Below are 22,457 nucleotides of genomic sequence, written 5' to 3'. Positions count from 1 at the left end.
CAGACAGTCGCTTGAAGTAAGTAGTTACTACCTACTAACTTCGGGCCATGTCGCCGACACGGATGAGTGGGCAGGAGCGCCGCGAGCAGATCCTCGCGCTGGCCGAGGACGAGTTCGCCGCCGCCGGGTTGTACGGCGCGTCGACCGAGACGATCGCCCGTCGAGCGGGCATCACCCAGGCCTATGTGTTCCGGTTGTTCGGCACGAAGAAGCAGTTGTTCCTGGAGTGTGTGGACGCCGCGTTCGGGCGCATGACGCTGGCGATGCTGGCCGCCGCGGGCGGTGCGACCGGGATCGATGCGCTGACCGCAATGGGCCGCGAGTACAACGAGATGCTCGCCGACCGCACCACGCTGCTGCTCCAGTTGCAGGGCACCGCCGCCGCGGCCGCCGGTGACGGGGAAGTCCGCGACGCCGTCCGCGCCAGCTTCGGCCGCCTGTGGCAGGCCGTCGCCGACACCGCCGGCCTGGATCCGGTCACGGTGAAGGCGTTCCTGGCGTTCGGCATGCTCCTCAACACCAACGCCGCCCTCGACCTGCCCGCGGTCGACGAGCCCTGGGCCGAGCAGGCGCGGACCCGGATCCGGCCGGGCCTGTTCACACACATCAGCAGCGAGACCAACCGATGAACGACCTGCCGTCCCGCGATCACGTCATGTCCACGACGACCGGCAGACCCAGCTCGGACCGTGCTCTGGTTGGCGTGATCGTGTCTCTCGGGCTGCTCGTCGCCGTGGTGGGCAGTCTTGGTACACCGTTGATCACGGCGGTCGCGCAGCACTACAACGTGTCGCTGGCCGCAGCCCAGTGGACGCTGACGATCGCGTTGCTGTCGGGTGCGGTGACAACGCCGGTGCTAGGACGGCTCGGCTCCGGACCCCGGCGGCGGAGCGTCGTACTGGTGACGCTGGGCATCGTCGTGGCGGGCAGCCTGCTGACAGTGCTCCCGCTGCCGTTCGCCGTGCTGCTGGTCGGGCGTGCTGCTCAGGGTGCGGGGCTCGGGTTGGTCTCGCTGATGATGGCGATCGCCCGGGACCACCTCGACGAGCGGCGCTCGGTCAGTACGATTGCGTTTCTGTCCGTCGCTTCCACCGCCGGCATCGGGATCGGATATCCGCTGGCTGGGTGGCTGACGGATCTCGCGGGCATCCGCGCGGCGTACGGCCTGGGACTGGTCGCGACTGCCGCTGCCCTGGTCGCAGCCGTCGCTGTGATTCCGCAGGCGCCGGCGCGACCGGCCAGCCGCGTCGATCTGCGCGGGGCGATGCTGCTCACCATCGGTCTGCTCGCCCTGCTCCTCGTGATCAGCCAGGTCGGCCTCTGGCAAGAGCACACCGTCCTCGCCGTGCTGATCCTTGTCGTCTCATTGCTGGTGCTCGCCGCCTGGACGATCGTCGAAGCCCGCACCGACAAGCCGCTCGTCGACATCCGGCTCCTGCGCCACCCGGCCGTTGCCGCCGCCAACCTCGTCATGCTCACCGGCGGTGTCGGCATGTATCTCCTGCTCAGCTTGATCACGCGCTACGTCCAGACACCTGCCGTGGCCGGGTACGGGTTCGGGCTGAACACGTTCGAGGCCGGTCTCGTGCTCGTGCCGTTCTCGCTACTGGGGTTCGTTGCGGGGCGGCTCATGCCCGGTTTGAAGAGCAGGTTCGGTGCGCGTACGTTGCTTGCGGCAAGCACGACCGTCGTACTGATCGCCTTCGTCCTCTTCGCGCTCGCCCGTGACCACCTGGCCGAACCGGTGATCGCGATCAGCATCCTCGGGGTCGGCGTCGGCGCGTTCTCCGCCGCGATGCCGTCCGTCATCCTGGCCGCGACCCCGGCGGCCGAGACCGCGAGTGCGATGAGCGTCAACCAGGTCGTGCGCAGCGTCGGGTTCTCGATCGGCAGCGCGCTCGGTGGGTTCATCCTCGCGGCGTACACCACCGACGTGTTCCCACACGAGGCCGGCTACACCACCGCAGCCTGGGCCGGCGCGGCCACCACCGCCGCCACCCTGCTCGTCATCGCCGCTCTCCCGGCGCAGCGCCGGTAAATCGGTGGAACCGGTGGCACACCGGGAGGGAGGATGCGGGGTATGCGGTTGCTGACGGTCAATGTGGTGGAGAAGCTGATCCCGGGTCCGAAGGAGACCGGCTTCACGGCCATCGACAAGCGACCGCAGCCGGGACGCGTGCAGGTCGGTGAGCTCGGGCTGGCCGGCGACCGGGTGTGCGACACCAAGAACCACGGTGGTCCCGACCTCGCGATCTACGCGTACGCCGAGGAGGACGCGAACTGGTGGGCCGCGCAACTGGGCCGGGAGATCCCGACCGGCCTGTTCGGGGAGAACCTGCGCACCGAGGGACTCGACATCACCGGCGCGCTGCTCGGTGAGGTGTGGCGGATCGGCGACGACGTCGAGGTGATGGTCCGGGCGCCGCGGATCCCGTGCATCACGTTCCAGCACCGGATGCAGGTGCCGCACTGGGTGAAACGCTTCCATCAGGCCGGTTGCCCGGGTGCCTATCTGAAGGTGCTCCGGACTGGGACTATCGGCGCCGGCGATCCGATCGAGGTGCTGAGCCGGCCGGATCACGAAGTGACGATCGGCGAGATGTTCGGCGCCCAGGATCCAGCGAAGATGCAAGGCATGCTCGACTCAGGCGTCGACCTGATGGACGAACTCCGAACCACCGCCCACCGCGCCGCGGCGCGCGCGTGAGCGCGCCGGCAGACGGGCAACAGACGGCCGCCAGGGGACTGTTGCCCGCCCCTGGGCCGCTGCGGCCGATGGCGTTGGCGACGTTGCTCAGTCGGGTGGGCAACGGGTTGTTGATGACGGTCAGCGTGTTGTATTTCAACCGGATCGTCGGACTGTCGATTGCTCAGGTCGGACTCGGGCTGACCGTTGCGGGGTTGTTCGGGCTGTTGTCGGCGGTGCCTTTGGGGCATCTGGCCGATCGCCGTGGCCCTCGCACGCTGTTCGTCTTACTCAGCCTGATTCTCTGTGCGGTGTCGCTGCTCTACCTGCTGGTGCACACCTTCTGGCAGTTCCTGCTCGTCTCCGTGGTGCTTACCGTGATCGACCGCGGAGCCGGCGCCGTCCGCGCCGCGCTGATCGCTGCCGTCACGCAGGGAGCCGACCGAGTCGCGGCCCGCGCCTATCTGCGTGCCGTGACCAACATCGGCATCATGGCCGGCGCCGGAATCGGTGCCTTCGCGCTGCACTTCGACACGGGTACGGCGTACCGCCTGATGTTCGTGCTCGACGCAGTACTCAGTGCCATCGCGGCGTTCGTGATCCTGGCGGTGCCACGGGTGGCGCCGCATCCGCGTGGCGACGACGGACCGGTCTGGGTCGCCCTGCGCGACCGCGGGTACCTCGCAGTGGCAGCGCTCAACGCCGGGATGTCGATCCACTACGCCGTGTTCGACGTCGCGATCCCGCTCTGGGTGGTCGACCACACCGACGCGCCCCGCTGGACGGTCGCGCTGACGCTGATCATCAACACCGTCGTGGTGGCGCTCTTCCAGGTGCGGTCCTCGCGGGGGATCTCCGACCCGCCCGCCGCCGCACGGGCCACTCGCACCGCCGGATTGTTGCTCCTGGCATCGATGGTGCTCTTCGCCGGCGCCTCCTGGGGCAACGCCGCGATCGCGGTCGGCCTGCTCGCCCTCGGCGCGCTGGTCCAGGTGATCGGCGAGCTCCTGCAGTCGTCCGGCTCGTTCCTGCTCAGCTTTGACCTCGCCGCCGAGCACGCGCAGGGGCAGTACCAGGGCGTCTGGAACACCAGCATGTCCATCAGCACGATGCTCGCCCCGACCGTCCTGGCCCTGCTCCCGCTCGGCCTCGGCGTCCCGGGCTGGATCATCCTGGGCGTCTGGTTCGCCCTGATCGGCGTCCTGTTCGTCCCGGTCGTCCGCTGGGCCGCCGCTCGCCGCGAACAATTGCTTGTTGCGACTTAGTCGCACATAGCTCACCATGGAGCGGTGAGGAAACTGCTCCCGCCGCCGGGACCGCTGCGCCCGCTGGCCCTGGCGACGCTGCTCAGCCGGGTCGGCAACGGCCTGCTGATGACGATCAGCGTGCTGTACTTCAACCGCATCATCGGCCTGTCGATCGCCGAGGTCGGTCTGGGCCTCACCGTCGCCGGACTGTTCGGCCTGCTCGCGAGCATCCCGTTCGGCCACCTGGCCGATCGGCGTGGTCCGCGGACGTTGTTCGTCGTGCTCAGTCTGCTGCTGTCGATGCTTGCCTTGCTTTACCTGGTCATCGGCACGTTCTGGCAGCTCCTCGCCGTCGCGAGCGTCATCGCGATCCTCGACCGCGGGTCCAACGCCGTCCGCTTCGCCCTCATCGCCGGGCTCACCCAGGGTTCGGCCGAGCGGGTTGCCGCGCGGGCGTATCTGCGCTCGATGACCAACATCGGCGTCACCGCAGGCGCCGGGCTCGGCGCGATCGCGTTGTCCTTCGGTACGGCGACGTCGTACCGGCTGATGTTCTGCGTGTACGTCGTACTCGGCCTGATCTCGGCGTTGGTCGTACTGGCCGTTCCCCGGGTAGCGCCCCAGCCTCGCGTGGACGGTCCGGTCTGGGTTGCGCTACAGGATCGTGGGTATCTCGCGGTGTCGGCGCTGAATGCCGGGATCTCGATCCACTATTCGGTGATCGACGTCGCGATCCCGCTCTGGGTGGTCGACCACACCGACGCGCCCCACTGGGCCGCCGCGCTCCCGCTGATCGTGAACGCGGCCGGCGTCGCCGTACTCCAGGTCCGGGCCTCGCGCGGGATCGTCGACACCGTCACCGCGGCCCGCGCGACCAGGGCCGCCGGATTGTTGCTGCTGGCATCAATGGTGCTGTTCGCCACGGCGTCCGGTGGCGATGCTGCGGTTGCGATCGCGGTCCTGGCAATCGCTGCACTGGTTCAGACAGCGGGTGAGTTGCTGCAATCGTCCGGCTCGTTCCTGCTGGGCTTCGACCTGGCTGCAGAGCATGCGCAAGGTCAGTACCAAGGGGTGTGGAACACCAGCACGTCAGTGAGTTCGATGCTGGCGCCGACCGTGATGGCACTGCTCCCACTCGGTCTGGGCGTCGCCGGCTGGATCATTCTCGGCGGGTGGTTCGCTGTGGTCGGCGTGCTGTTCGTGCCGGTCGTGCGCTGGGCCGCAGCGCGTCAGTTGGTGGGTTCGCGGTAGCCCAGCGCGGCGGAGATCTTGCGGGCTGCCTCGATCGCGGCCGGCGCCATCAGCGCGACCTGGGCGATCGACTGCTCGAGCGACAGCGTGGAGATGCTGACCGCGGCGATCGCGGTGCCGGTGTGGTCGTGGATGACCGAGGCCACGCAGCGGATGCCGGGTTCGTTCTCCTCGTCGTCGAGCGCGTAGCCGCGGGCGCGGACCTGCGCGAGGTCGGCCTTGAGAGCGGCGCCGGTGGTGTGCGTCAGCGGAGTGCGGGCAGGCAGGCCGGTCCGGGTGATGTGCGCGTCGAGCGCGTCATCGTCCTTCTCGGCGAGGAGTGCCTTGCCGATGCCGGTGCAGTGCAGCCAGAACGCCTTACCCACCCGGGACGGCATCCGGTACGGCTTCGGCCCGTCGAGCCGCGCGACGTAGATCGCCTCGTCACCGTTGAGCAAACCGACATGCACCGTGCAACGTGTCTGCGCGACCAAGTCGGCGAGGACCGGGCGGGCGACGGTCGCGAGGTCGACGTTGGTGAGGGCGTGACCGGCCAGCCGGAGCGCCTTCGGCCCCGGATGGTACGAACCGTCCTCGGCCTGCGCGACGAACTCGTGCTCCACCAGCGACGCCATGATCCGGTGCACCGTCGACTTGGCCAGGCCGGTCGCGTTGACCACGTCGGTGAACCGCGAGTGTTCCAGTACGGCGTCCAGCACCATCAGCGTCTTGTCGATCGCCGAGGGCGAGTTCATGTCCGTCATCCTGCCACTCCTATCTGGCCAGCCAGCCGCCGTCGACCGCGAGCACGTGACCGTTGACGTAGTCCGCCGCCGCCGAGGCAAGGAAGACCGCGGCGCCGACGACGTCCTCCGGCCGCCCCCAGCGGCCGGCCGGGATGCGGTCCCGGATCGCCGCTTCGCGGACGGGGTCCGCGCGGAGGTCGGTGGTGTTGTCGGTACTGATGTACCCGGGCGCGATCGCGTTCACCTGTACCCCGGCCGGCCCCCACTCGTTGGCCAGCGCCCGAGTCAGTCCCGCGACCGCATGCTTGCTGGCAGTGTAGGCCGGAACGGTGACCCCGCCCTGGAAACTCAGCAGCGACGCGATCGTGACGATCTTCCCGCTCCGGCGCTCGACCATCGCGGCGCCGATCGGCCGGGTGACCGCCCAGGTGGAGTTCAGGTTCACGTCGATCACCTGCCGCCAGTCCGCGGTCGTCGTCTCGGCCGCCGGCGCGCGCCGGATCGTGCCGGCGTTGTTGACCAGGATGTCGATGCGCCGGGTCTTGGCCAGGTCGGTCGCGGCCTTCTCGACGGCGGCCGGATCGGCGAAGTCGGCGATCACCACGGCCGATTCTCCGCCGCCGTTCTCCCTGATGGCTTCGAGCGTGTCCTCGAGCGCGGCGTCCCGCGCCATCAGGATCAGCTCGGCGCCGGCCGCGGCGTACCCGGCCGCGATCGCCGCTCCGATACCCCGCCGGGCTCCGGTGACGAGCGCCGTACGCCCGCGCAGACTGAACGGCTCAGCCGTCACCGCAGGTCCCGTACGTCGACGCCGTCCATGTCGCCGAACGCCTGGTTCTCGCCTGCCATCGCCCAGACGAAGCTGTACGCCGAGGTGCCGGAGCCCGAGTGGATCGACCAGCTCGGCGAGATCACGGCCTGGCGGTCGGCGATCAGCAGGTGCCTGGTCTCGTCGGGTTCGCCGAGCAGGTGGACGATCCGCTCGGACTCGGGGAGGCCGAAGTACAGGTAGCACTCGGTCCGGCGGTCGTGCGTGTGGGCGGGCATCGTGTTCCAGGTGCTGCCGGGGTGCAGCGTGGTCACGCCGAGGACGATCTGGCAGCTGCGTACGCCGTCCGCGTGGATGTACTGGTCGATCGTACGGCGGTTCGCGGTCTGCTGGTCGCCGAGCTCGAGGCGGTTGCCCTCACCGGGATTCACCTGCGTGGTGGGGAAGTCGGTGTGTGCCGGTGCCGAGAAGACGTAGTACGCCGCGTCCGGTCCGTCGAAAATCACCTCATGGACACCGCGGCCGACGTACAGACAGGCTCCGGTGGTCAGCTCGTACTTGGTGCCGTCGGCAGTGACCGTGCCCGGGCCGCCGACGTTGACGATGCCGGCCTCGCGGCGTTCGAGGAAGTATTCGCTGCGCAGCTCAGGCCACGTGCCGAGCGTCAGCGGGCCGTTCGCGGGGCGGGCGCCGGCAAGCACGATCCGGTCGTGGTGGGTGAGCACCGCGGTGATCGTGTCCGGCATGAAGAGGTCGTCGACGAGGTAGTGCGAGCGCAGCGCCGCGGTGTCGAAGCCGGGCACCTGAGCGGGGTGGGTCGCATGTCTGACCTGAAGGGGCGGCTGAGCGTTCACGGAACTAGGTTCTGTTCCACAGAACCTCCTGTCAACGGTTGTCGCCGCCGGAACCGGCGGCGAGAATGTACCAGGTTCCGTGTCTTGACACTCAGTTCTGACTGATGGAACCGTCGGTCCCTGAACGCCGATACCGCAGAGACCGTCAGCACCCAGGAGATCCCTATGCCGAACATCACCGTCGAACTGCTCTCCGGCCGCACGCTCGACCAGCGCCGCGAGTTCGTTGCCGCCGTCACCGACTCCGCCATCGCGATCCTCGGCGCCAAGCGCGAGTCCGTCCGCATCGTCTTCAACGAGATCGAGAAGACCGACGTTGCCAACGGCGGCACCCTCGTCGCCGACGCGTAGGACGTCCCCTTCCCACAGCCCGGCACCTCTCCGCCCCAAGGTGCCGGGCCGCAGGTCCGGTCCCTGAAATCCCGCGGCGCCCGGTCGGTCGAGCTACTACTCTGCGAGTCATGCGAGTAGGAGTTTTCGGAGCCACGGGACAAGTCGGTAGCGTCATGCGGGAGCTGCTCGTCGAGCGGAAGTTCCCGGTGGACGAGGTGCGGTACTTCGCGTCGGCGCGGTCGGCGGGGAGCAAGCTGCCGTTCGGGGACACGGAGATCACGGTCGAGGACTCCGCGACGGCGGACTTCGCCGGGCTGGAGCTCGCGTTGTTCTCCAACGGGAAGACGGCGTCCAAGGAGTTCGCGCCGAAGGTAGCCGCGACCGGGGCCGTGGTGGTCGACAACTCGTCCGCGTGGCGGATGGATCCCGACGTACCGCTCGTCGTCTCCGAGGTGAACCCGGGTGACCTCGACCACCTGCCGAAGGGCATCGTCGCCAACCCGAACTGCACCACCATGGCCGCGATGCCGGTGCTCGCACCGCTGCACCGCGAGGCGACGCTGACCCGGCTCGTCGTCTCGACGTACCAGGCCGTCTCCGGTTCCGGCGGCGTCGGTGTCAGCGAGCTCGAGGACCAGGCGCGGGCCCTCGTCGAGCCCGGCGGCAAGCTTGCCCGCGGCACCGAGGGGATCACCCTGCCCGAACCCAAGGTGTACGCCGGTCCGATCGCGTTCAACGTGCTCCCACTGGCCGGCTCGATCGTTGCCGACGGCACCGGTGAGACCGACGAGGAGCAGAAGCTGCGGAACGAGAGCCGCAAGATCCTGCACATCCCGGACCTCCCGGTCGCCGGCACCTGCGTGCGCGTGCCCGTCTTCACCGGCCACTCGCTGAGCATCCACGCCGAGTTCGCCGAGCCGATCACCCCGGAACGCGCGACCGAGATCCTCGGCGACGCCCCCGGTGTCGCACTCGCCGACCTCCCGACGCCACTGCTCGCCGCGGGCCAGGACCCGTCGTACGTCGGCCGCATCCGCCAGGACCAGTCCGTTCCCGGCAACCGTGGGCTTGTCTTGTTTGTCTCCAACGACAACCTGCGCAAGGGCGCCGCCCTGAACGCGGTGCAGATCGCCGAACTCCTCGCCCAGCGCTGAACTCGTTGATCAGCAGCGGTAGAAGTCCTTGGTGTAAACGCCGTTGACCGCGCTGAGTGTGTGGTCGTAGCAGCCGTGACCGATCGAGCGATAGCGGACGGTCTGGGTGCCGGTCGCGTGCCGTTGATCCCGCGGTACGCCGTAGATCCACGACGCGCGGCCGTCGTACGTCTCAGTGGTGACGGCCTTCGTGGTGCGGGTCGTGTCGTAGATCGAGAGGTCGGTGACGACGTCGTACCCGCCGGGGATGGTTGCGTTGGGCAAGAACGTGAGTACGCCGGTCTTGCCGTAGCTCAGGTCGGTCCGGTCGACCTTGCCGCCGCTGATGGTTGTGGAGGTGTCACGCCAGCTCGCTGTGAGTGAGTCGCGCGACTCGCCGGCCGCCCAGACGTGGTCGGACACGTTGGTCAGCGTGCGCTGGACCGTCGTACGGATCCGGCCTTCGGACGTGTCGAGGTAGCCGCCGATCTCCAGGGTGCGCGAGGCCTTGGTGCGCACGGTTCCTGCCTCGCCCGGCGCGCCGGTCACGGCATCGGTCTTGCTGAGCGGCGAGACGGCGTACGACGTGAGTCCGCCGCGCGTCTGGGTGCGGTGGGGGTCCTTCCACACATGGAGGTTCGGGACTGTGAACCAGCCGCTCTGTCCGGCCGGCACGCCGGCCACGTGGACGCGGAACTCGTGCGGTTTGCCGTCCGTGAGGAGACCGGCGAACGGGGTGAGGTCATAGGTCAAGGGCTTGATGTCGAACGCGCGCGGGGCCGGGGACGGGCGCCAGGAGTACGGGTTCGACCAGCCGCCGGTGTAGATGTACGGGTACGGCAGGGCGACGCCGGCCAGCTTGCCGTCGATCGAGACGTCGACCTCCCGGTACGGCGATCCGTCCGGGCACGAGTATCCGGTTTCGGCCGGGGTGGACGTGTCCCAGAACTCCTCGCAGCCGCCGCCGGATCCGGTCACATAGATCTCACCGAGCAACCGCGTGGTGTTCCGTGGGAGGGTCGCCGTGCCGATGAGGTCGGAGTCCTCGCGGCGTTGGTCCTGCAGCGGGAGTACGGCGTCCGCGGTCTTGGCGGCGGGAGCGTTGCGCCCGGTGGTGTAGAAGTCGAGGGTTACGGTGATGTCGAGGACTCCGGTGTAGGTGTCGTCGACGACGTTGCCGAGTTCCATCACGACCGGTTGTGGCGTACGGAGCAAGGGGATGTAGGCGGTGACGTCCTTCTGCACGTCCCAGGCGATGCCGTCGGTGCTCGGCTCCGGAGTGGACGTGCGGAAGACGCCGACGCCGCCGATCGTGATGTGGCCGAGGCGGTCGTACTGGACGCCTTTCACCTCGCCGTGCATCCGCAGGACGACCTTGGACCACGGGCCCTGGCACGCGGCCGGGGGAGTGTAGGTCGACTGGTACGGGTCGAAGTTCCGGAACTGGTTGCGGACGATCTGCACCTCGCAGTGCTTGGTGTGCGGTACGGCGACCGGTGGCGCCGGCGTGCGTGGATCGTCGTAGTCAGAGCCGAACTCCGTCGGCGGCGTCACCGCCGCGGCGCGGGTCGGCGGGGTCGCCGCGGTGGCGGGCGCGAGCGACAGCCAGCCGAGGAGTAGAACGGATAGTGAGATGAGGGCCACCGACCGTATGCGCATGTTGCGGAAACGTAATGGAGAAGGTTCAGGCGGGCAAGCGAGTGCCATGGTCAGGCATGCCTTGCAGCAATTACCCTCCGGTTACTTGACCCCCGATGGAGGCCAGTTATGAAGCCTGTCGCCGATTCCGGCCAGCTCGCCCTGCTCAGCAACCGCAAGGACACGATGGCCCAGATGTTCCTGGACCGCGTCGCCGCAACCCCGCAGCGCGAGGCGTTCCGGTATCCGGCCGGGGATCAGTGGAAGTCCGTCACCTGGCGGGAGACCGACGAGCTCGCGCGCCGCCGGGCGGCCGGGCTGATCGCGCTCGGCGTCGAGCCGGAGCAGCGCGTCGCGATCGCGTCTAGCACCCGGATGGAGTGGATCGACTGCTACCTGGCCGCCGTACTGGCCGCGGCCGCGACGACCACGATCTATCCGTCGACGATGTCGTCGGACGTGGCGTTCATCGTCGCGGATGCCGACGTACAGGTCGTGTTCGCCGAGGACGCGGGGCAGGTGGACAAGCTGCGGGAGCACCGGTCCGAGACGCCGTCGCTGCACAAGGTCGTCCTGATCGACGGCTCACCGCTGGACAGCGATGGGGATTGGGTCATCAGCCTGTCCGCGCTGGACTCGCTGGGTGACGCCTATCTGGCCGAGCATGCCTCGGCGGTCGATGAGCGGGTGGCGCAGATCAAGGCGGATCACCTCTGCACGTTGATCTACACCTCCGGCACGACCGGGCGTCCCAAGGGCGTGCGGTTGCCGCACTCGGTGTGGACGTACGAGGGCGCGGCGGTCGAGGGGATCCGGGTGCTCAGTCCGGACGACCTGCAGTTCCTGTGGTTGCCGTTGTCACACGTGTTCGGTCAGGTGCTGGTCGCCGTACAGTGCCAGATCGGGTTCGCGACGGCGGTGGACGGGCGGATCGACAAGATTGTCGACAATGCGGCGATCGTCCAGCCGACCTTCATGGCCGCGGCGCCGCGGATCTTCGAGAAGGCGCACGCGCGGATCGTGACGATGATCGCGTCCGAGGGTGGGGTCAAGGCTCGGCTCTTCCATTGGGCGTTCGGGGTAGGTGCGCGCGTGTCCGCGCTGCGCCAGGCCGGCAAGGAGCCGGGCGGGTTACTGGCGGCGCAGTTCGCCACGGCCGATCGGTTGGTGCTGTCGAAGATCCGGGATCGCTTCGGTGGGCGGATCCGGTTCTTCGTGTCCGGGTCGGCCGCCCTGGACAAGAAGCTGGCGGAGTGGTTCCACGCCGCCGGGCTGTTGATCCTCGAGGGGTACGGCCTGTCGGAGACGGCGGCCGGCTCGTCGCTGAACCGGCCGACGCAATACCGGCTCGGCAGCGTCGGCCCGGTCTTTCCCGCCACCCAGGTCAAGATCGCCGAGGACGGCGAGATCCTGATCAACGGGCCCGGCGTGATGAGCGGCTACCACAACCAGCCCGCGCAGACCGCCGAGGTGATCGACTCCGACGGCTGGTTCCACACCGGCGACATCGGGCACTTCGAGGACGAGTTCCTCTTCATCACCGACCGCAAGAAGGACCTCTTCAAGACCTCCGGCGGCAAGTACGTCGCCCCCCAGGTGATCGAGGGCCGCTTCAAGACCATCTGCCCCTACGCCAGCCAATTCGTTGTCCACGGCAACAAGCGCAACTTCGTCTCCGCGCTGGTCACCCTGGACCCCGACGCCATCGTCGCGTGGGCCGCCTCGAACGGTCTGGGCGGCAGGCCGTACGCCGAGATCGTCACGTCGGACACCGCCCGCGCGATGGTCCAGGGCTACGTCGACGAACTGAACGCCGGCCTCAACCGCTGGGAGACCATCAAGAAGTTCACCATCCTCGACCGGGACCTCACCATAGAATCCGGCGAAATGACGCCCAGCCTGAAGCTCAAGCGCAAGTACGTAGAAACCCAGTACGCCGACCTCCTCGACAAGATGTACGAGTAGGTCGCCCCACCGATCAGGGCTGTTCGAGGAGCTGCTTCAGTACGGCGAGGTTCGCGGCCACTGCGGGCTTGATGCGGCCGAGTGCGATGGGGGCCAGGAGGTTCAGTGGGCGGGGGGCTTGCAGGTTGACGGTGTTGCTGAGGGTGGTTGCGGTTCCTTCGGGCAGGAGTGTGTAGGTGAGGTGGGCTGGGAGGGCGTTGAGGGTGCCTTGGACGGTGAGTTGCTGGTTGGGAGTGAGCTCGATGATCTCCAGGGTTTCCTCGGCGTGGACGGGGATCGTTCGGGTTTGCAGGTAGCGGGTGCCGACGCCGGGCGGGCCGGGGGTGAGTTGCCGGGTTTCGGCGAGGGCGTAGTTCCACCGGGGCAGGTTTTCGAGGTTTGCCAGGTAGGCGAAGACCGTGTCCGGCGGACGTTCGATGGTGATCGTGTTGGTGAATTTCATCGGGGCCGCCGCGAGCTGTCGACGAGGCGTTGTGCGGCGGTCGGGTCGTGGGCCGGAAGGACGACCAGGCCGGGCAGGTGCTCGGCGAGGGCCAGGACGTTGTCGGTGGTGTGGGCGAGTGCGCCACGGTCACCGACTCCTGGGAGTTGGCGGCGTTCGAGCAGGCTCGACTCGTAGGTGAGGTCGCCGACCATCAGGAGTGGTGGCAGGTCGCGTCGGCGTACGAGCATCGAGATCGAGCCGGGCGTGTGACCGGGCGTGGGGAGCAGGACGATCGATCCGTCGCCCATCACGTCGTACGCCTCGGTGAAAGGCGCAACGCCCACATCGGTGGCGAAGGTGATGTGCTTCCAGCGCGCGCCAGGTACGTCGATATGTGTGCGGAGGAAGCCGCGGGCCTCGGGAGAGAACCCGGACAGTTGGGCCCACTCCGCCGCGGTGATCAGGAGCTCGCTGCCGCCGAGCTGCGGGATCCCGCCGATGTGGTCCTGGTGCAGGTGGGAGATGACCGCCTTGTCGACATCGGCGGTCGAGTACCCGAGGGTGCCCAGTTGCGCGTCGAGCGTCTCGTGCTCGGCGATGTGGAACTTGGCCAGCCGGTCGTACACGACGCCGTTGAATCCGCCGGGGAAGTACGACGGATCCGTCACCGACGCGCGGTCCTGGCCGGTGTCGAACAACACCAGTCCGTTCGCGTGCTCGACGACGTACACATTGATCGGCCGGGGCGGCAGCCACCGGCGCGAGGTGAGCAGCCACCAGTAGAGCGGCTTCTTCGTGCCGTGGGCGTGTTCGGGGTGGATCTCGACGCTGCCGGTGCTGATCACCGACACCGCCCGGACCGGGTCTCCGGTACCGGTGCGCGCCGGCAATCTGGTCGCTTCCGTGGACATGTGGACTCCTGAGGTGCTCATCGGCCCGACGGGTTCGGGGCCGAGGGCATCAGTCTTCGCCCGCGGTCGCGGCATGTCTGTGACTTTTGTAGTGCGCTGGAGTAACCGAGGTCACTCGTCGTCCGGGTTCCAGGTCTGGTCGTGGAGCCCGGTGGGGTCGAGGATGTGGACGCTGTCCGCCGAGGTGGCGACCAACCGGGCCAGCCGGAAATCTCGCAGTACTCGCGCCACCACCTCGCGAACCGAACCGACGGCATCCGCGAGCTCCTGCTGAGACACCTGGGCGACGAGCTCGCCGCGCGGGCTCTGCTGGGTGGACGCCAGATCCAGCAGGTGAGCGGCGACTCGCTGTCGCACGGTGCCGAAGGCATTGACCGCGGTCTGCTGCAGGTTCTCGTACAGCCGGCGACTGAGCTCCTCCGCCATCGCCCACCCGACGCGGCTGTCTTTACGCGCGGCGGTGGTCAACAGGCCGGCGTCGATCCGGAACAGGGTGGAGTCGGCGAGAGTCTGTACGCCGACATCGGCCGGACCCGCGACCAGCACCGCTATCCCGAGTACGTCGCGAGCACGCGCGTACCGGACTGTCACCTGACGCCCCTCGGGCGACGACATGTAGACGCGCAACAGCCCGCTAACGACCAGTAAGGTCCGAGGCGAAGACCTCTCCCGATACAGAGTGCTACCCGGCGGGTACTCAATCCGATCTCCTGTGGCCAGCAAGCGCTCGATCAACTCAGCCGGCAGTCCCCCAAGGAAACTCGCAGCGATCGCTGCCGCCACATCTCCATCACCCACCGTCCAAGCATCCGCCACCCACCCCACCCTGAGACAACCGGTTCCGGCGGCGGACGTCGTGGTTGCCTTCGGCCTGTCGTCAGGCGAGCGGACCTGCGACTCTGAGGTCATGGACGAGAGCGCGGCCAGACCGCGCGACCTGAGTTCGCAGGCTCGGTGGGCGGTGGGGAAGGCCGCTCGGAAGCGGGTGCCGCGGCGGACTCATGCTGAGTGGGAGCCGGCGGCCGATCGGCCGGATCCCATCGACATCCTCGAGGCACAGGCTGCCACCCGGGAGAAGGACCTGGTCCCGATTCGTTACGGCCGGATGCTCGCCTCGCCGTTCGCCTTCTACCGCGGCGGTCCGGCGATCATGGCGAGTGATCTCGCCGGGACTCCCACGAGTGGCATCTCCGTCCAGGCGTGCGGTGATGCGCATCTGGTCAACTTCGGGCTGTTCGCCTCGCCCGAGCGGGACCTCGTCTTCGACGTGAACGATTTCGACGAGACGCTGCCGGGGCCGTGGGAGTGGGATGTGCAGCGCCTGGCGGCGAGTGTTGCCATCGCTGCGCGGCAGAAGGGGCTCCCACGCCATCAGCAGCGTGAGGTGGCTCGGTTGACGGTGCGCGGTTACCGAGAGGCCATGCTGGACTTCGCTGGGTTGGCGACGACGGACCTGTGGTTCCTGCACATGTCGTCCGAGCAGTTGACCGACATTGCCGGCCAGTTGGAGGCGGAGTTCGGGATCCAGGCACCGAAGCTTGCTCCCGACCGGCTGGAGAAGATCTTCGCGAGAGCCCGGGCGCGCGACAGCCTGGGCGCCTTCGCCAAGCTGTGCCAGAGCGACGGCGAGACGGTACGGCTGGCCAGCCATCCGCCGCTGCTGGTTCCCGTCCGGCAACTGGGGGCCGGCGACGGCGTGAATCGGGTTGCTGCGGGCATCCGCTTGGCCTTTGACAGCTATCGCGCGAGCGTCAGCGACGCCCGGCGGGCTCTGCTCGACCAGTTCGAGATCGTCGACATGGCGCGGAAGGTGGTGGGTGTCGGCAGTGTCGGCACACGCTGTTACGTGGTCCTGCTGCGGGGCAAGAGCCGGGAGGACGTGCTGTTCCTGCAGGTCAAGCAGGCGGAGGCATCGGTTCTCGAGCCTCATCTGGGGGTCAGCAGCTATCCGAATCACGGGCATCGGGTGGTGGCCGGCCAGCGTCTGCTCCAGGCGTTGCCGGACACGTTCCTCGGCTGGTCGACATCGCCGGACGGAAACGATTTCTACTTCCGCCAGCTCTGGGACATGAAGGGCGAGATCGACCCGTCGAAGCTGACTGTCGGCGGTCTGGGCATCTACGGCGCCCTGTGCGGATGGACTCTTGCCCGCGCGCATGGCCGAGGAGGCGACGAGGTCGCCATAGCGGGCTACCTCGGCAAGTCCGACACCTTCGACCACGCGATCGCCGACTTCGCCGTCACCTACGCCGACGTCAACGACCATGACCACCAGCAACTCGCCGCCGCCGTAGCCGCAGGCAAAATCAAGTCCGCAACCACACCATGACCCTGCGTATACAGGGTCAAGCAGGACGGCCGGCGGCGATTCCGGCGCCTCTCAGTGCCTGCCGGCGGCCCATCGCGCTCCCGTTCATGGGCGTCCCGTCGCAGAGATCGGTTGCATCAGTTCGGCGGCGAGGAAGTTCTTTCCTACGGCCCAGCAACCTGCGTCTTGTTTGCAGCTGACGCCGCGTAGGTCGGCTTGGTCGAACTGGTGCCAGGTTCGCCCGCCGTCGGTGGTGATGTCGCTGCCGGAGAAGCCGACCGCCACAGCGGTATCCCTCGTGTTCGTCGGTATCAAGGCCATGTTGGTACGGAAGCCGGCCGGTGATCCCACTCGCGTCCAGGTCGCGCCTCCGTCGGCGGTCGCGGCGACCACGCTTGGCTTGTTGGTGCCGGGGTCGCCACCTCCAAGGGCCAGGCCGTGCTTGGTGTCCCAGAAGGCCAAGGAGGCGATGCCGAAGTCAGGGTCGCCGGGTATCGGGGTGGTCACCACCGACCAGGTGCGACCACGATCGCGCGTGTGGAACACCCGCGAGCCGGGCCCTACGGGCTGGGTGCCGAACCAGGCGTCCCGAGGACCCTTGGCGACCAGGCAGGTCCCGGTCGCCCGGCCGAATTCGTCGGGCAGCGCCGGAGGCATTCCGTTCTTGGGGGCAATTTTCCAGCTGCGACCGCCGTCGTCGGTGGTCAGGATGCGGAATTTGCCCCCGACGGGGTCGCTCAGTGCAATACCGTGGTCCCGGTCAAAGAACGCGATGCCGTCGTAGAACGCCTTTGGTTCCTGGTTGACGAACACCGGATTCCATTTGATGCCGCCGTCGGTGGTCCGATAGATTTTCGAGTCTTCGGCGAAACCTGACGCCAGCGCGAGGGCATGGTCGCGGTCGAACGCCCGGATGTCGCGAAAGGTCAGGTGTTCGCCACCGGGTGGGGTGACATCCGTCCAGGACGCGCCGCCATCTATGGTTCGGACCACGATTCCAGGACCGTCGGCTTCGTCTGGCCCGATGAAACTGCCGGAGGCCCACACAACCTGGCGGTTCACGACCTCGATCCCAGCCAAGCTGGGGGTGACGGTTTGCGTGAACCGCCACGACAGCGACATGGCTACTCCCACGGCGCTGGATGATGAGAACTACCAGGCTGCTGCGGCAGCGAAATATCTGCTTGGTTCGGCATTGCGCCCCCCGGCAGTTCCGTAATTCCCCCGGCCAAAACCATAACTGAAAATCACATTACAGCGTTGATTGATACTTGTGCGAGGTTTGTTCGTTTGCAACGCCGGCTTGAAACAGGCGATCGAATAAGGAACCCAGGGACTGACCTACTGGGTGCTGGAGGTTGTCAGGAGGGCGGCGTGTTTGCCGGTGGTGAGGGATTGGCCTTGGTCGATCATTTGTTCGGCGATGCGGTCCACGGCGTGGGAGAAGGCTTCGGAGTTGTCGGGGTCCCAGTCGGAGAGGCGGTCGAGCATCCAGTCGCGGAAGGCGCCGACGAAGCGCTGGAACATCTCCAGGCCGAGGGTGGTGAAGCGGTAGTGGCCGAGGGTCTCGGAGAGGTAGCCGTCGGCAACTAGTTGGGTGGCGATGGGTTCGAAGACGCCGGGTGGGACGCGGAGGTCGCCGGTGATGTCGCCGAGGGTGGCGGAGCCGGCGTCGGCGCCGCCGCGGAAGACGCGCATGATCATCCAGGCCTGGGCGACGTTCAAGGGGATGCCGGACTGGGCCAGGACCTCGGGGGCCGGGTTGCGCTTGTGGTGCTGGACGACCAGGGCGGCGAGGCGCTGGAGCTCGTGTTCGGAGTCGAACGACGCGGGGGCGGCGAAGTTCTCGCCGACGTCGCTGGCGGCCATCCGCGCGGTCTCGCGGAGCGGGACCTCCTTCAGCATCAGCGCGACCAGGAAACCGAGCGCCGCCACCGGCACAGCCCACAGGAACACGACGTGCAAGGAGTCCGCGTACGCCGCTGTCACCGCCGGCCGGACCGAGTCTGGAAGTGAACGCACACCGTCGACAGTCGTGACCACTTGAGGGTCAGCACCGGTGGTGCGAACAGCCTCGGCCAAGTGAACGGGCAGCTGATGCGCATAGATCGACCCGAAGACCGCGACCCCGAACGAACTGCCCATCGTGCGCAGGAAGCTCACCCCGGACGTCGCGACCCCGAGGTCGGCATAGTCGACGGTGCTCTGCACAACCACGGTCGGCACCGGCATGCACAGTCCCACGCCCACTCCGAGGACGATCATGAACCCGGCGGTCACGACGTACGACGTCTGGTTGTCCATCAGCGACAGCAGGAACAGACCGACGCCGATCAGGACGGTCCCGACGATCGGGAACAGCCGGTAGCGGCCGGTCTTGCTGATGAACTGGCCGACCACGACCGACGCGACGAGCAGGCCGCCGACGAGCGGCAGCATCTGCAGGCCGGACTCGGTCGCCGAGGCGCCATGGACGAACTGCAGGTACGTCGGCAGATACGTGACCCCACCGAGCATCGCGAACCCGATGATGAAGCTCATCACCGTGCACACCGTGAACACACCGGACCGGAACAACCGCAACGGCAGCAACGGCTCTGCGGCCCGCTGTTCCACGAGGATGAAGAGCCCGAGCGCGAGCAGCGATCCGATCGCCATCGAGATGATGAGCGTGGACGTCCAGGCGTGCTCGTTGCCGCCCCACGTGGTCACCAGCGTCAGCCCGGTCGCGGCGAGCCCGATGAACAGGATGCCGAGATAGTCGATCGTGGGTTTGACCGCCGCCTTCACCGCCGGCAGCGAGATCGAGGCGACGATCAGTACGGCGATGCCGAGCGGGATGTTCACGTAGAACGCCCACCGCCAGCTGAGATGGTCGACGAACAGTCCACCGAGCAGCGGGCCGGCCACGGTCGCGACCCCGAAGACCGAACCCATCACGCCCTGGTACTTGCCGCGCTCGCTCAGCGGTACGACGTCCGCGATCACCGCCATCGCGGTCACCATGATTCCGCCGGCGCCCAGGCCCTGGATCGCCCGGGAGCCGACGAGCCACAGCATCGAGTTGGCCATCCCGCACAGCGCGGAGCCGGCGAGGAACAGCACGACGCTGATCAGGAACATCCGCTTGCGCCCGTACAGGTCGCCGAACTTCCCGATCAGCGCGGTCATGATGGTCTCGGCCAGCAGGTACGACGTGACCACCCAGGACAGGTGGTTGGCACCGCCCAGATCACTGACGATGGTCGGCAACGCGGTCGCCACGATGGTCTGATCGAGGGCCGCGAGCAGCATTCCGAGCATGATCGCGACGACGACCGCGTTCCGGGTCCGGCGCCCGACCGGCTGAGCCTCGGTGTCCATGAGCCGAATGTAGCTATTCCAGGACCGCCTGCCACTACAGAACGACGGAGATCCGGTGACGAAATCGCCGGGAAGGAACGGGTGGGCGCGGGTCCGTAGGATGGGTGGGTGCCGTCGACATTGCCCGAGGGGGAGGTTGCGCCCCGGGACGGGGCGTTGCCGCAATCAGCTGTGCGCGAGGCCGGATCCCGGCCGCTGGGTTTCTATCTCCACGTGCCGTTCTGTGCGTCCCGGTGCGGGTACTGCGACTTCAACACCTACACCGCCAAGGAACTCGGCGGCGGTGGGTCACAGGCGTCGTACGCCGAGACCGCGGTGGCCGAGGTCCGTCAGGCCCGGCGCGTCTTGGAGGGGCTGGACAAGCCGGTCGAGACGGTGTTCTTCGGCGGGGGTACGCCGACATTGCTGCCGGCCGGTGATCTCGGCAAGATGCTGGCCGCCGTACGGGACGAGTTCGGGCTGGCGCCGGGGGCCGAGGTGACGACCGAGGCGAATCCGGAGTCGGTCGACCCGGCGTATCTCGAGGCGCTGCTCGAAGCGGGGTTCACCCGGGTGAGCTTCGGGATGCAGAGTGCGTCGTCGCACGTGCTCAGGATTCTCGATCGGCAGCACACGCCGGGCCGGGCGCTGGAAGCCGTGAAGGAGGCGACGGCGGCCGGGTTCGAGCATGTGAATCTGGATCTGATCTACGGGACGCCGGGGGAGTCGCTCGACGACTGGCGGGCCTCGCTGGAGTCCGCGTTGTCGGCGCAGCCGGATCACGTCAGCGCCTACGCGTTGATCGTGGAGGACGGCACCCAACTGGCCCGTCGGGTACGGCGCGGCGAGTTGCCGATGCCGGATGACGACGATCTGGCCGACAAGTATGTGCTGGCGGACGAGATGCTGTCCGCTCAGGGCCTGAACTGGTACGAGGTGTCCAACTGGGCTCGCACCGAGGACGCGCGCTGCCGGCACAACGAGCTCTACTGGCGCGGCGACACCTGGTGGGGGATCGGCCCGGGCGCCCACAGTCATGTCGGTGGTGTCCGCTGGTGGAACGTGAAGCACCCGAGCGCGTACGCCGAACGCCTCGACGCCGGCGACAGTCCGGCGTACGCGCGGGAGACTCTCGACGCCGAGACCCGCCGAGTCGAGCGCGTGCTCCTCGAGGTCCGGCTCGCGGCCGGTCTGCCGCTCGACGTCCTCGACGAAGCCGGCCGTGCCGCCGTTGACGTGGTCGTAGGAAACGGCCTGGCGACGATCACCTCGGCCGATGAGGATCGCCTCGTGCTGACCCGCAAGGGCCGGTTGCTGGCTGACGCGGTGGTCCGCGACCTGCTGCCGTAAGAGACTTCGCCGGCAACTGGTCCGGCGTACGGCTGGTCACGCGCTGGTTGGCCCTGGTCACTGGGTGAAGTGGGGCTTGACATACCAGGTGAATACCCTCGAAGCTCAGCACACTTTCGCGATCCGAGAGCGCTCTCAACTCCGTCCAGTTCCAGGGAGCTTTCACCATGCGGCCCAGTGCCCGCTATCGCCCCCTCGTAGTGCTGCTTGCCTGTAGCGCGGTTCTCCTCGCGTCCGCCTGCGGGGGATCGGGCAAACCCGATGCCTCCGGCAACGACAACGATGCGGACGCGCCGAAGATCGAGCTCACCATCGCCACCTTCAACGAGTTCGGCTACGAGGACCTCTACCGCGAGTACGAGGCCCAGCACCCGAACATCAAGATCGTCGAGCGCCGCGCCCCGACCGTGGACGCGCACATCAAGAACCTGGAGACCAACCTGGCCTCCGGCTCCGGGATGGCCGACATCGAGGCGATGGAGGTCAGCTGGATCTACAAGTACCTGGCCAAGGCGGACAAGTTCGTCGACCTGCGTCAGTACGGCGCCGACGACCTGAAGGACCGCTGGCTGGACTGGAAGGTGGCCGGCGCCACCACCCAGGACGGAAAGATCATCGGCTATGGCACCGACATCGGGCCGGAGGCGATCTGCTACCGGCGCGACCTGTTCGCGAAGGCCGGGCTGCCGACCGACCGGGCCCAGGTGGCCAAGCTGTTCTCCGACTGGCCGTCGTACTTCGCCACCGGCCGGAAGTTCAAGCAGAAGGTGCCCGGCTCGGCCTGGTACGACTCGGCGGTGCTCACCTGGGAGGCGATGCGCAACCAGCTGATCCAGGCCTACTACTCCAACCAGGACCGCTTCCTCGGTGCGGAGAACCCGTTGCTGAAGCGGACCTGGGACCAGGTGGTCCAGGGCAGCGCGGACGGTCTGTCCGCGCGGTTGCCGGCCTGGAGCGACGCCTGGAACCAGGCCTTCCGTACGGACAAGTTCGCGACGATGGCCTGCCCGGGCTGGCTGCTCGGAGTGATCCAGGACAACGCGGGCACCTACGGCAAGGGCAAGTGGGACGTCGCCGACGTGTTCCCCGGCGGTGGCGGCAACTGGGGCGGGTCGTACCTGACCGTCCCGAAGCAGTCGCAGCAGCCGGTCGAGGCGGCCCGGCTGGCCGCCTGGCTGACCGCGCCGGAGCAGCAGGTCAAGGTGTTCAAGAAGATCGGCTCGTTCCCGTCCACGCTGGACGCGTACGGCGACCCGCAGGTGAAGTCGCAGGTCAACCCGTACTTCAACAACGCGCCCGTCGGCCAGATCTTCATCAACCGGGCCCGGAACGTGATCCTCAAACAGCACAAGGGTCCGCGCGACGGCGAGATCAACCAGGTCTTCAGCGCCGCCCTGGCGCGCGTGGACGATGGCAAACAGACCCCCAACGCTGCCTGGAAGCAGGCCCTCGACCTCGCCGACAAGGCCGCCAACACGCGAAAAGGCAACTAAAACGTTCAGGCGGATTCGACCGGGTAAG

General features: G+C 67.8%; 20 protein-coding genes. 11 read left to right on the top strand and 9 right to left on the bottom strand.

What is annotated here, in order from left to right; translation table 11 throughout:
• The first annotated feature begins 47 nt into the window (after positions 1-47).
• Genes OG876_RS42230 through OG876_RS42210 form a run of 5 tightly spaced genes read left to right on the top strand, consistent with a single transcriptional unit; the run spans position 48 to position 5,184 of the window.
• On the top strand, positions 48-629 hold the full coding sequence (locus OG876_RS42230) for a TetR/AcrR family transcriptional regulator (RefSeq protein ID WP_328522362.1): 582 nt from the start codon (positions 48-50) through the stop codon (positions 627-629).
• Positions 626-2,038, top strand: a complete 1,413-nt coding sequence (locus OG876_RS42225; protein ID WP_328522361.1) for an MFS transporter — start codon at positions 626-628, stop codon at positions 2,036-2,038. The genes OG876_RS42230 and OG876_RS42225 overlap by 4 nt, the downstream gene beginning before the upstream one ends.
• Positions 2,039-2,080: 42 nt before the next feature.
• Entirely contained in the window at positions 2,081-2,707 is a 627-nt protein-coding gene (locus OG876_RS42220; RefSeq protein ID WP_328522360.1) for an MOSC domain-containing protein, read from the top strand.
• Positions 2,704-3,951, top strand: a complete 1,248-nt coding sequence (locus tag OG876_RS42215; RefSeq protein ID WP_328522359.1) for an MFS transporter — start codon at positions 2,704-2,706, stop codon at positions 3,949-3,951. The genes OG876_RS42220 and OG876_RS42215 overlap by 4 nt, the downstream gene beginning before the upstream one ends.
• 24 nt (positions 3,952-3,975) lie before the next feature.
• Entirely contained in the window at positions 3,976-5,184 is a 1,209-nt protein-coding gene (locus OG876_RS42210; protein WP_328522358.1) for an MFS transporter, read from the top strand.
• On the opposite strand, the gene OG876_RS42205 is transcribed toward OG876_RS42210, so the two are convergent.
• From OG876_RS42205 to kduI, 3 genes are read right to left on the bottom strand one after another with little or no spacing between them, the layout of a single operon-like run.
• Positions 5,163-5,927, bottom strand: a complete 765-nt coding sequence (locus OG876_RS42205) for an IclR family transcriptional regulator (RefSeq protein WP_328522357.1) — start codon at positions 5,925-5,927, stop codon at positions 5,163-5,165. The two genes, OG876_RS42210 and OG876_RS42205, sit on opposite strands and share 22 nt — an antisense overlap.
• A gap of 10 nt (positions 5,928-5,937) precedes the next feature.
• On the bottom strand, positions 5,938-6,699 hold the full coding sequence (locus OG876_RS42200; RefSeq protein WP_328522356.1) for an SDR family oxidoreductase: 762 nt from the start codon (positions 6,697-6,699) through the stop codon (positions 5,938-5,940).
• Positions 6,696-7,481 (bottom strand): 5-dehydro-4-deoxy-D-glucuronate isomerase, encoded by a 786-nt coding sequence (kduI, locus tag OG876_RS42195; RefSeq protein WP_328522355.1) that lies wholly within the window; start codon positions 7,479-7,481, stop codon positions 6,696-6,698. The genes OG876_RS42200 and kduI overlap by 4 nt, the downstream gene beginning before the upstream one ends.
• Before the next feature lie 216 nt (positions 7,482-7,697).
• Here kduI and OG876_RS42190 point away from each other — a divergent pair, with 216 nt between their 5' ends.
• Both OG876_RS42190 and OG876_RS42185 read left to right on the top strand, forming a co-directional pair.
• Entirely contained in the window at positions 7,698-7,883 is a 186-nt protein-coding gene (locus tag OG876_RS42190; protein ID WP_328527025.1) for a tautomerase family protein, read from the top strand.
• Between the two features lie 101 nt (positions 7,884-7,984).
• The gene (locus OG876_RS42185; RefSeq protein ID WP_328527024.1) at positions 7,985-9,019 is read left to right on the top strand and encodes an aspartate-semialdehyde dehydrogenase; all 1,035 of its coding nucleotides are present in this window, start codon (positions 7,985-7,987) and stop codon (positions 9,017-9,019) included.
• 9 nt (positions 9,020-9,028) lie between these two features.
• On the opposite strand, the gene OG876_RS42180 is transcribed toward OG876_RS42185, so the two are convergent.
• The gene (locus OG876_RS42180; protein ID WP_328522354.1) at positions 9,029-10,657 is read right to left on the bottom strand and encodes a peptide-N4-asparagine amidase; all 1,629 of its coding nucleotides are present in this window, start codon (positions 10,655-10,657) and stop codon (positions 9,029-9,031) included.
• Positions 10,658-10,765: 108 nt separating this feature from the next.
• Here OG876_RS42180 and OG876_RS42175 point away from each other — a divergent pair, with 108 nt between their 5' ends.
• The gene (locus OG876_RS42175; protein WP_328522353.1) at positions 10,766-12,601 is read left to right on the top strand and encodes an AMP-dependent synthetase/ligase; all 1,836 of its coding nucleotides are present in this window, start codon (positions 10,766-10,768) and stop codon (positions 12,599-12,601) included.
• A 13-nt stretch (positions 12,602-12,614) separates the two neighbouring features.
• Here OG876_RS42175 and OG876_RS42170 read toward each other — a convergent pair whose 3' ends face one another.
• From OG876_RS42170 to OG876_RS42160, 3 genes are all read right to left on the bottom strand, one after another.
• The gene (locus OG876_RS42170) at positions 12,615-13,043 is read right to left on the bottom strand and encodes an SRPBCC family protein (protein ID WP_328522352.1); all 429 of its coding nucleotides are present in this window, start codon (positions 13,041-13,043) and stop codon (positions 12,615-12,617) included.
• A complete protein-coding gene (locus tag OG876_RS42165; protein ID WP_328522351.1) occupies positions 13,040-13,936 on the bottom strand; it encodes an MBL fold metallo-hydrolase in 897 nt (298 codons plus the stop codon). Before OG876_RS42165 ends, OG876_RS42170 begins: the two co-directional genes overlap by 4 nt.
• A gap of 111 nt (positions 13,937-14,047) precedes the next feature.
• Entirely contained in the window at positions 14,048-14,845 is a 798-nt protein-coding gene (locus OG876_RS42160) for a Crp/Fnr family transcriptional regulator (protein WP_328522350.1), read from the bottom strand.
• On the opposite strand from OG876_RS42160, the gene OG876_RS42155 reads away from it, so the two are divergent.
• On the top strand, positions 14,844-16,265 hold the full coding sequence (locus OG876_RS42155; protein WP_328522349.1) for a DUF2252 domain-containing protein: 1,422 nt from the start codon (positions 14,844-14,846) through the stop codon (positions 16,263-16,265). The two genes, OG876_RS42160 and OG876_RS42155, sit on opposite strands and share 2 nt — an antisense overlap.
• An 84-nt stretch (positions 16,266-16,349) precedes the next feature.
• Here the strand turns inward: OG876_RS42155 and OG876_RS42150 are convergent, their stop codons facing one another.
• Together OG876_RS42150 and OG876_RS42145 are read right to left on the bottom strand one after the other, a co-directional pair.
• Positions 16,350-17,366, bottom strand: a complete 1,017-nt coding sequence (locus OG876_RS42150; protein WP_328522348.1) for a WD40/YVTN/BNR-like repeat-containing protein — start codon at positions 17,364-17,366, stop codon at positions 16,350-16,352.
• A 219-nt stretch (positions 17,367-17,585) separates the two neighbouring features.
• Positions 17,586-19,607, bottom strand: a complete 2,022-nt coding sequence (locus OG876_RS42145) for an MDR family MFS transporter (RefSeq protein WP_328522347.1) — start codon at positions 19,605-19,607, stop codon at positions 17,586-17,588.
• 108 nt (positions 19,608-19,715) lie between these two features.
• Between OG876_RS42145 and hemW the strand changes: the two genes are divergently transcribed.
• The gene (gene hemW / locus OG876_RS42140; RefSeq protein ID WP_328522346.1) at positions 19,716-20,936 is read left to right on the top strand and encodes a radical SAM family heme chaperone HemW; all 1,221 of its coding nucleotides are present in this window, start codon (positions 19,716-19,718) and stop codon (positions 20,934-20,936) included.
• A gap of 167 nt (positions 20,937-21,103) precedes the next feature.
• Positions 21,104-22,429: an ABC transporter substrate-binding protein gene (locus OG876_RS42135; protein WP_328522345.1), complete on the top strand. Its 1,326-nt coding sequence runs from the start codon at positions 21,104-21,106 to the stop codon at positions 22,427-22,429.
• Positions 22,430-22,457 lie beyond the last annotated feature (28 nt).

The sequence above is a fragment of the Kribbella sp. NBC_00359 genome, assembly GCF_036097425.1.
GTDB lineage: Bacteria > Actinomycetota > Actinomycetes > Propionibacteriales > Kribbellaceae > Kribbella.
Note: the sequence above shows the minus strand (reverse complement) of the source record. Positions and strands in the feature narration are given on the sequence as shown.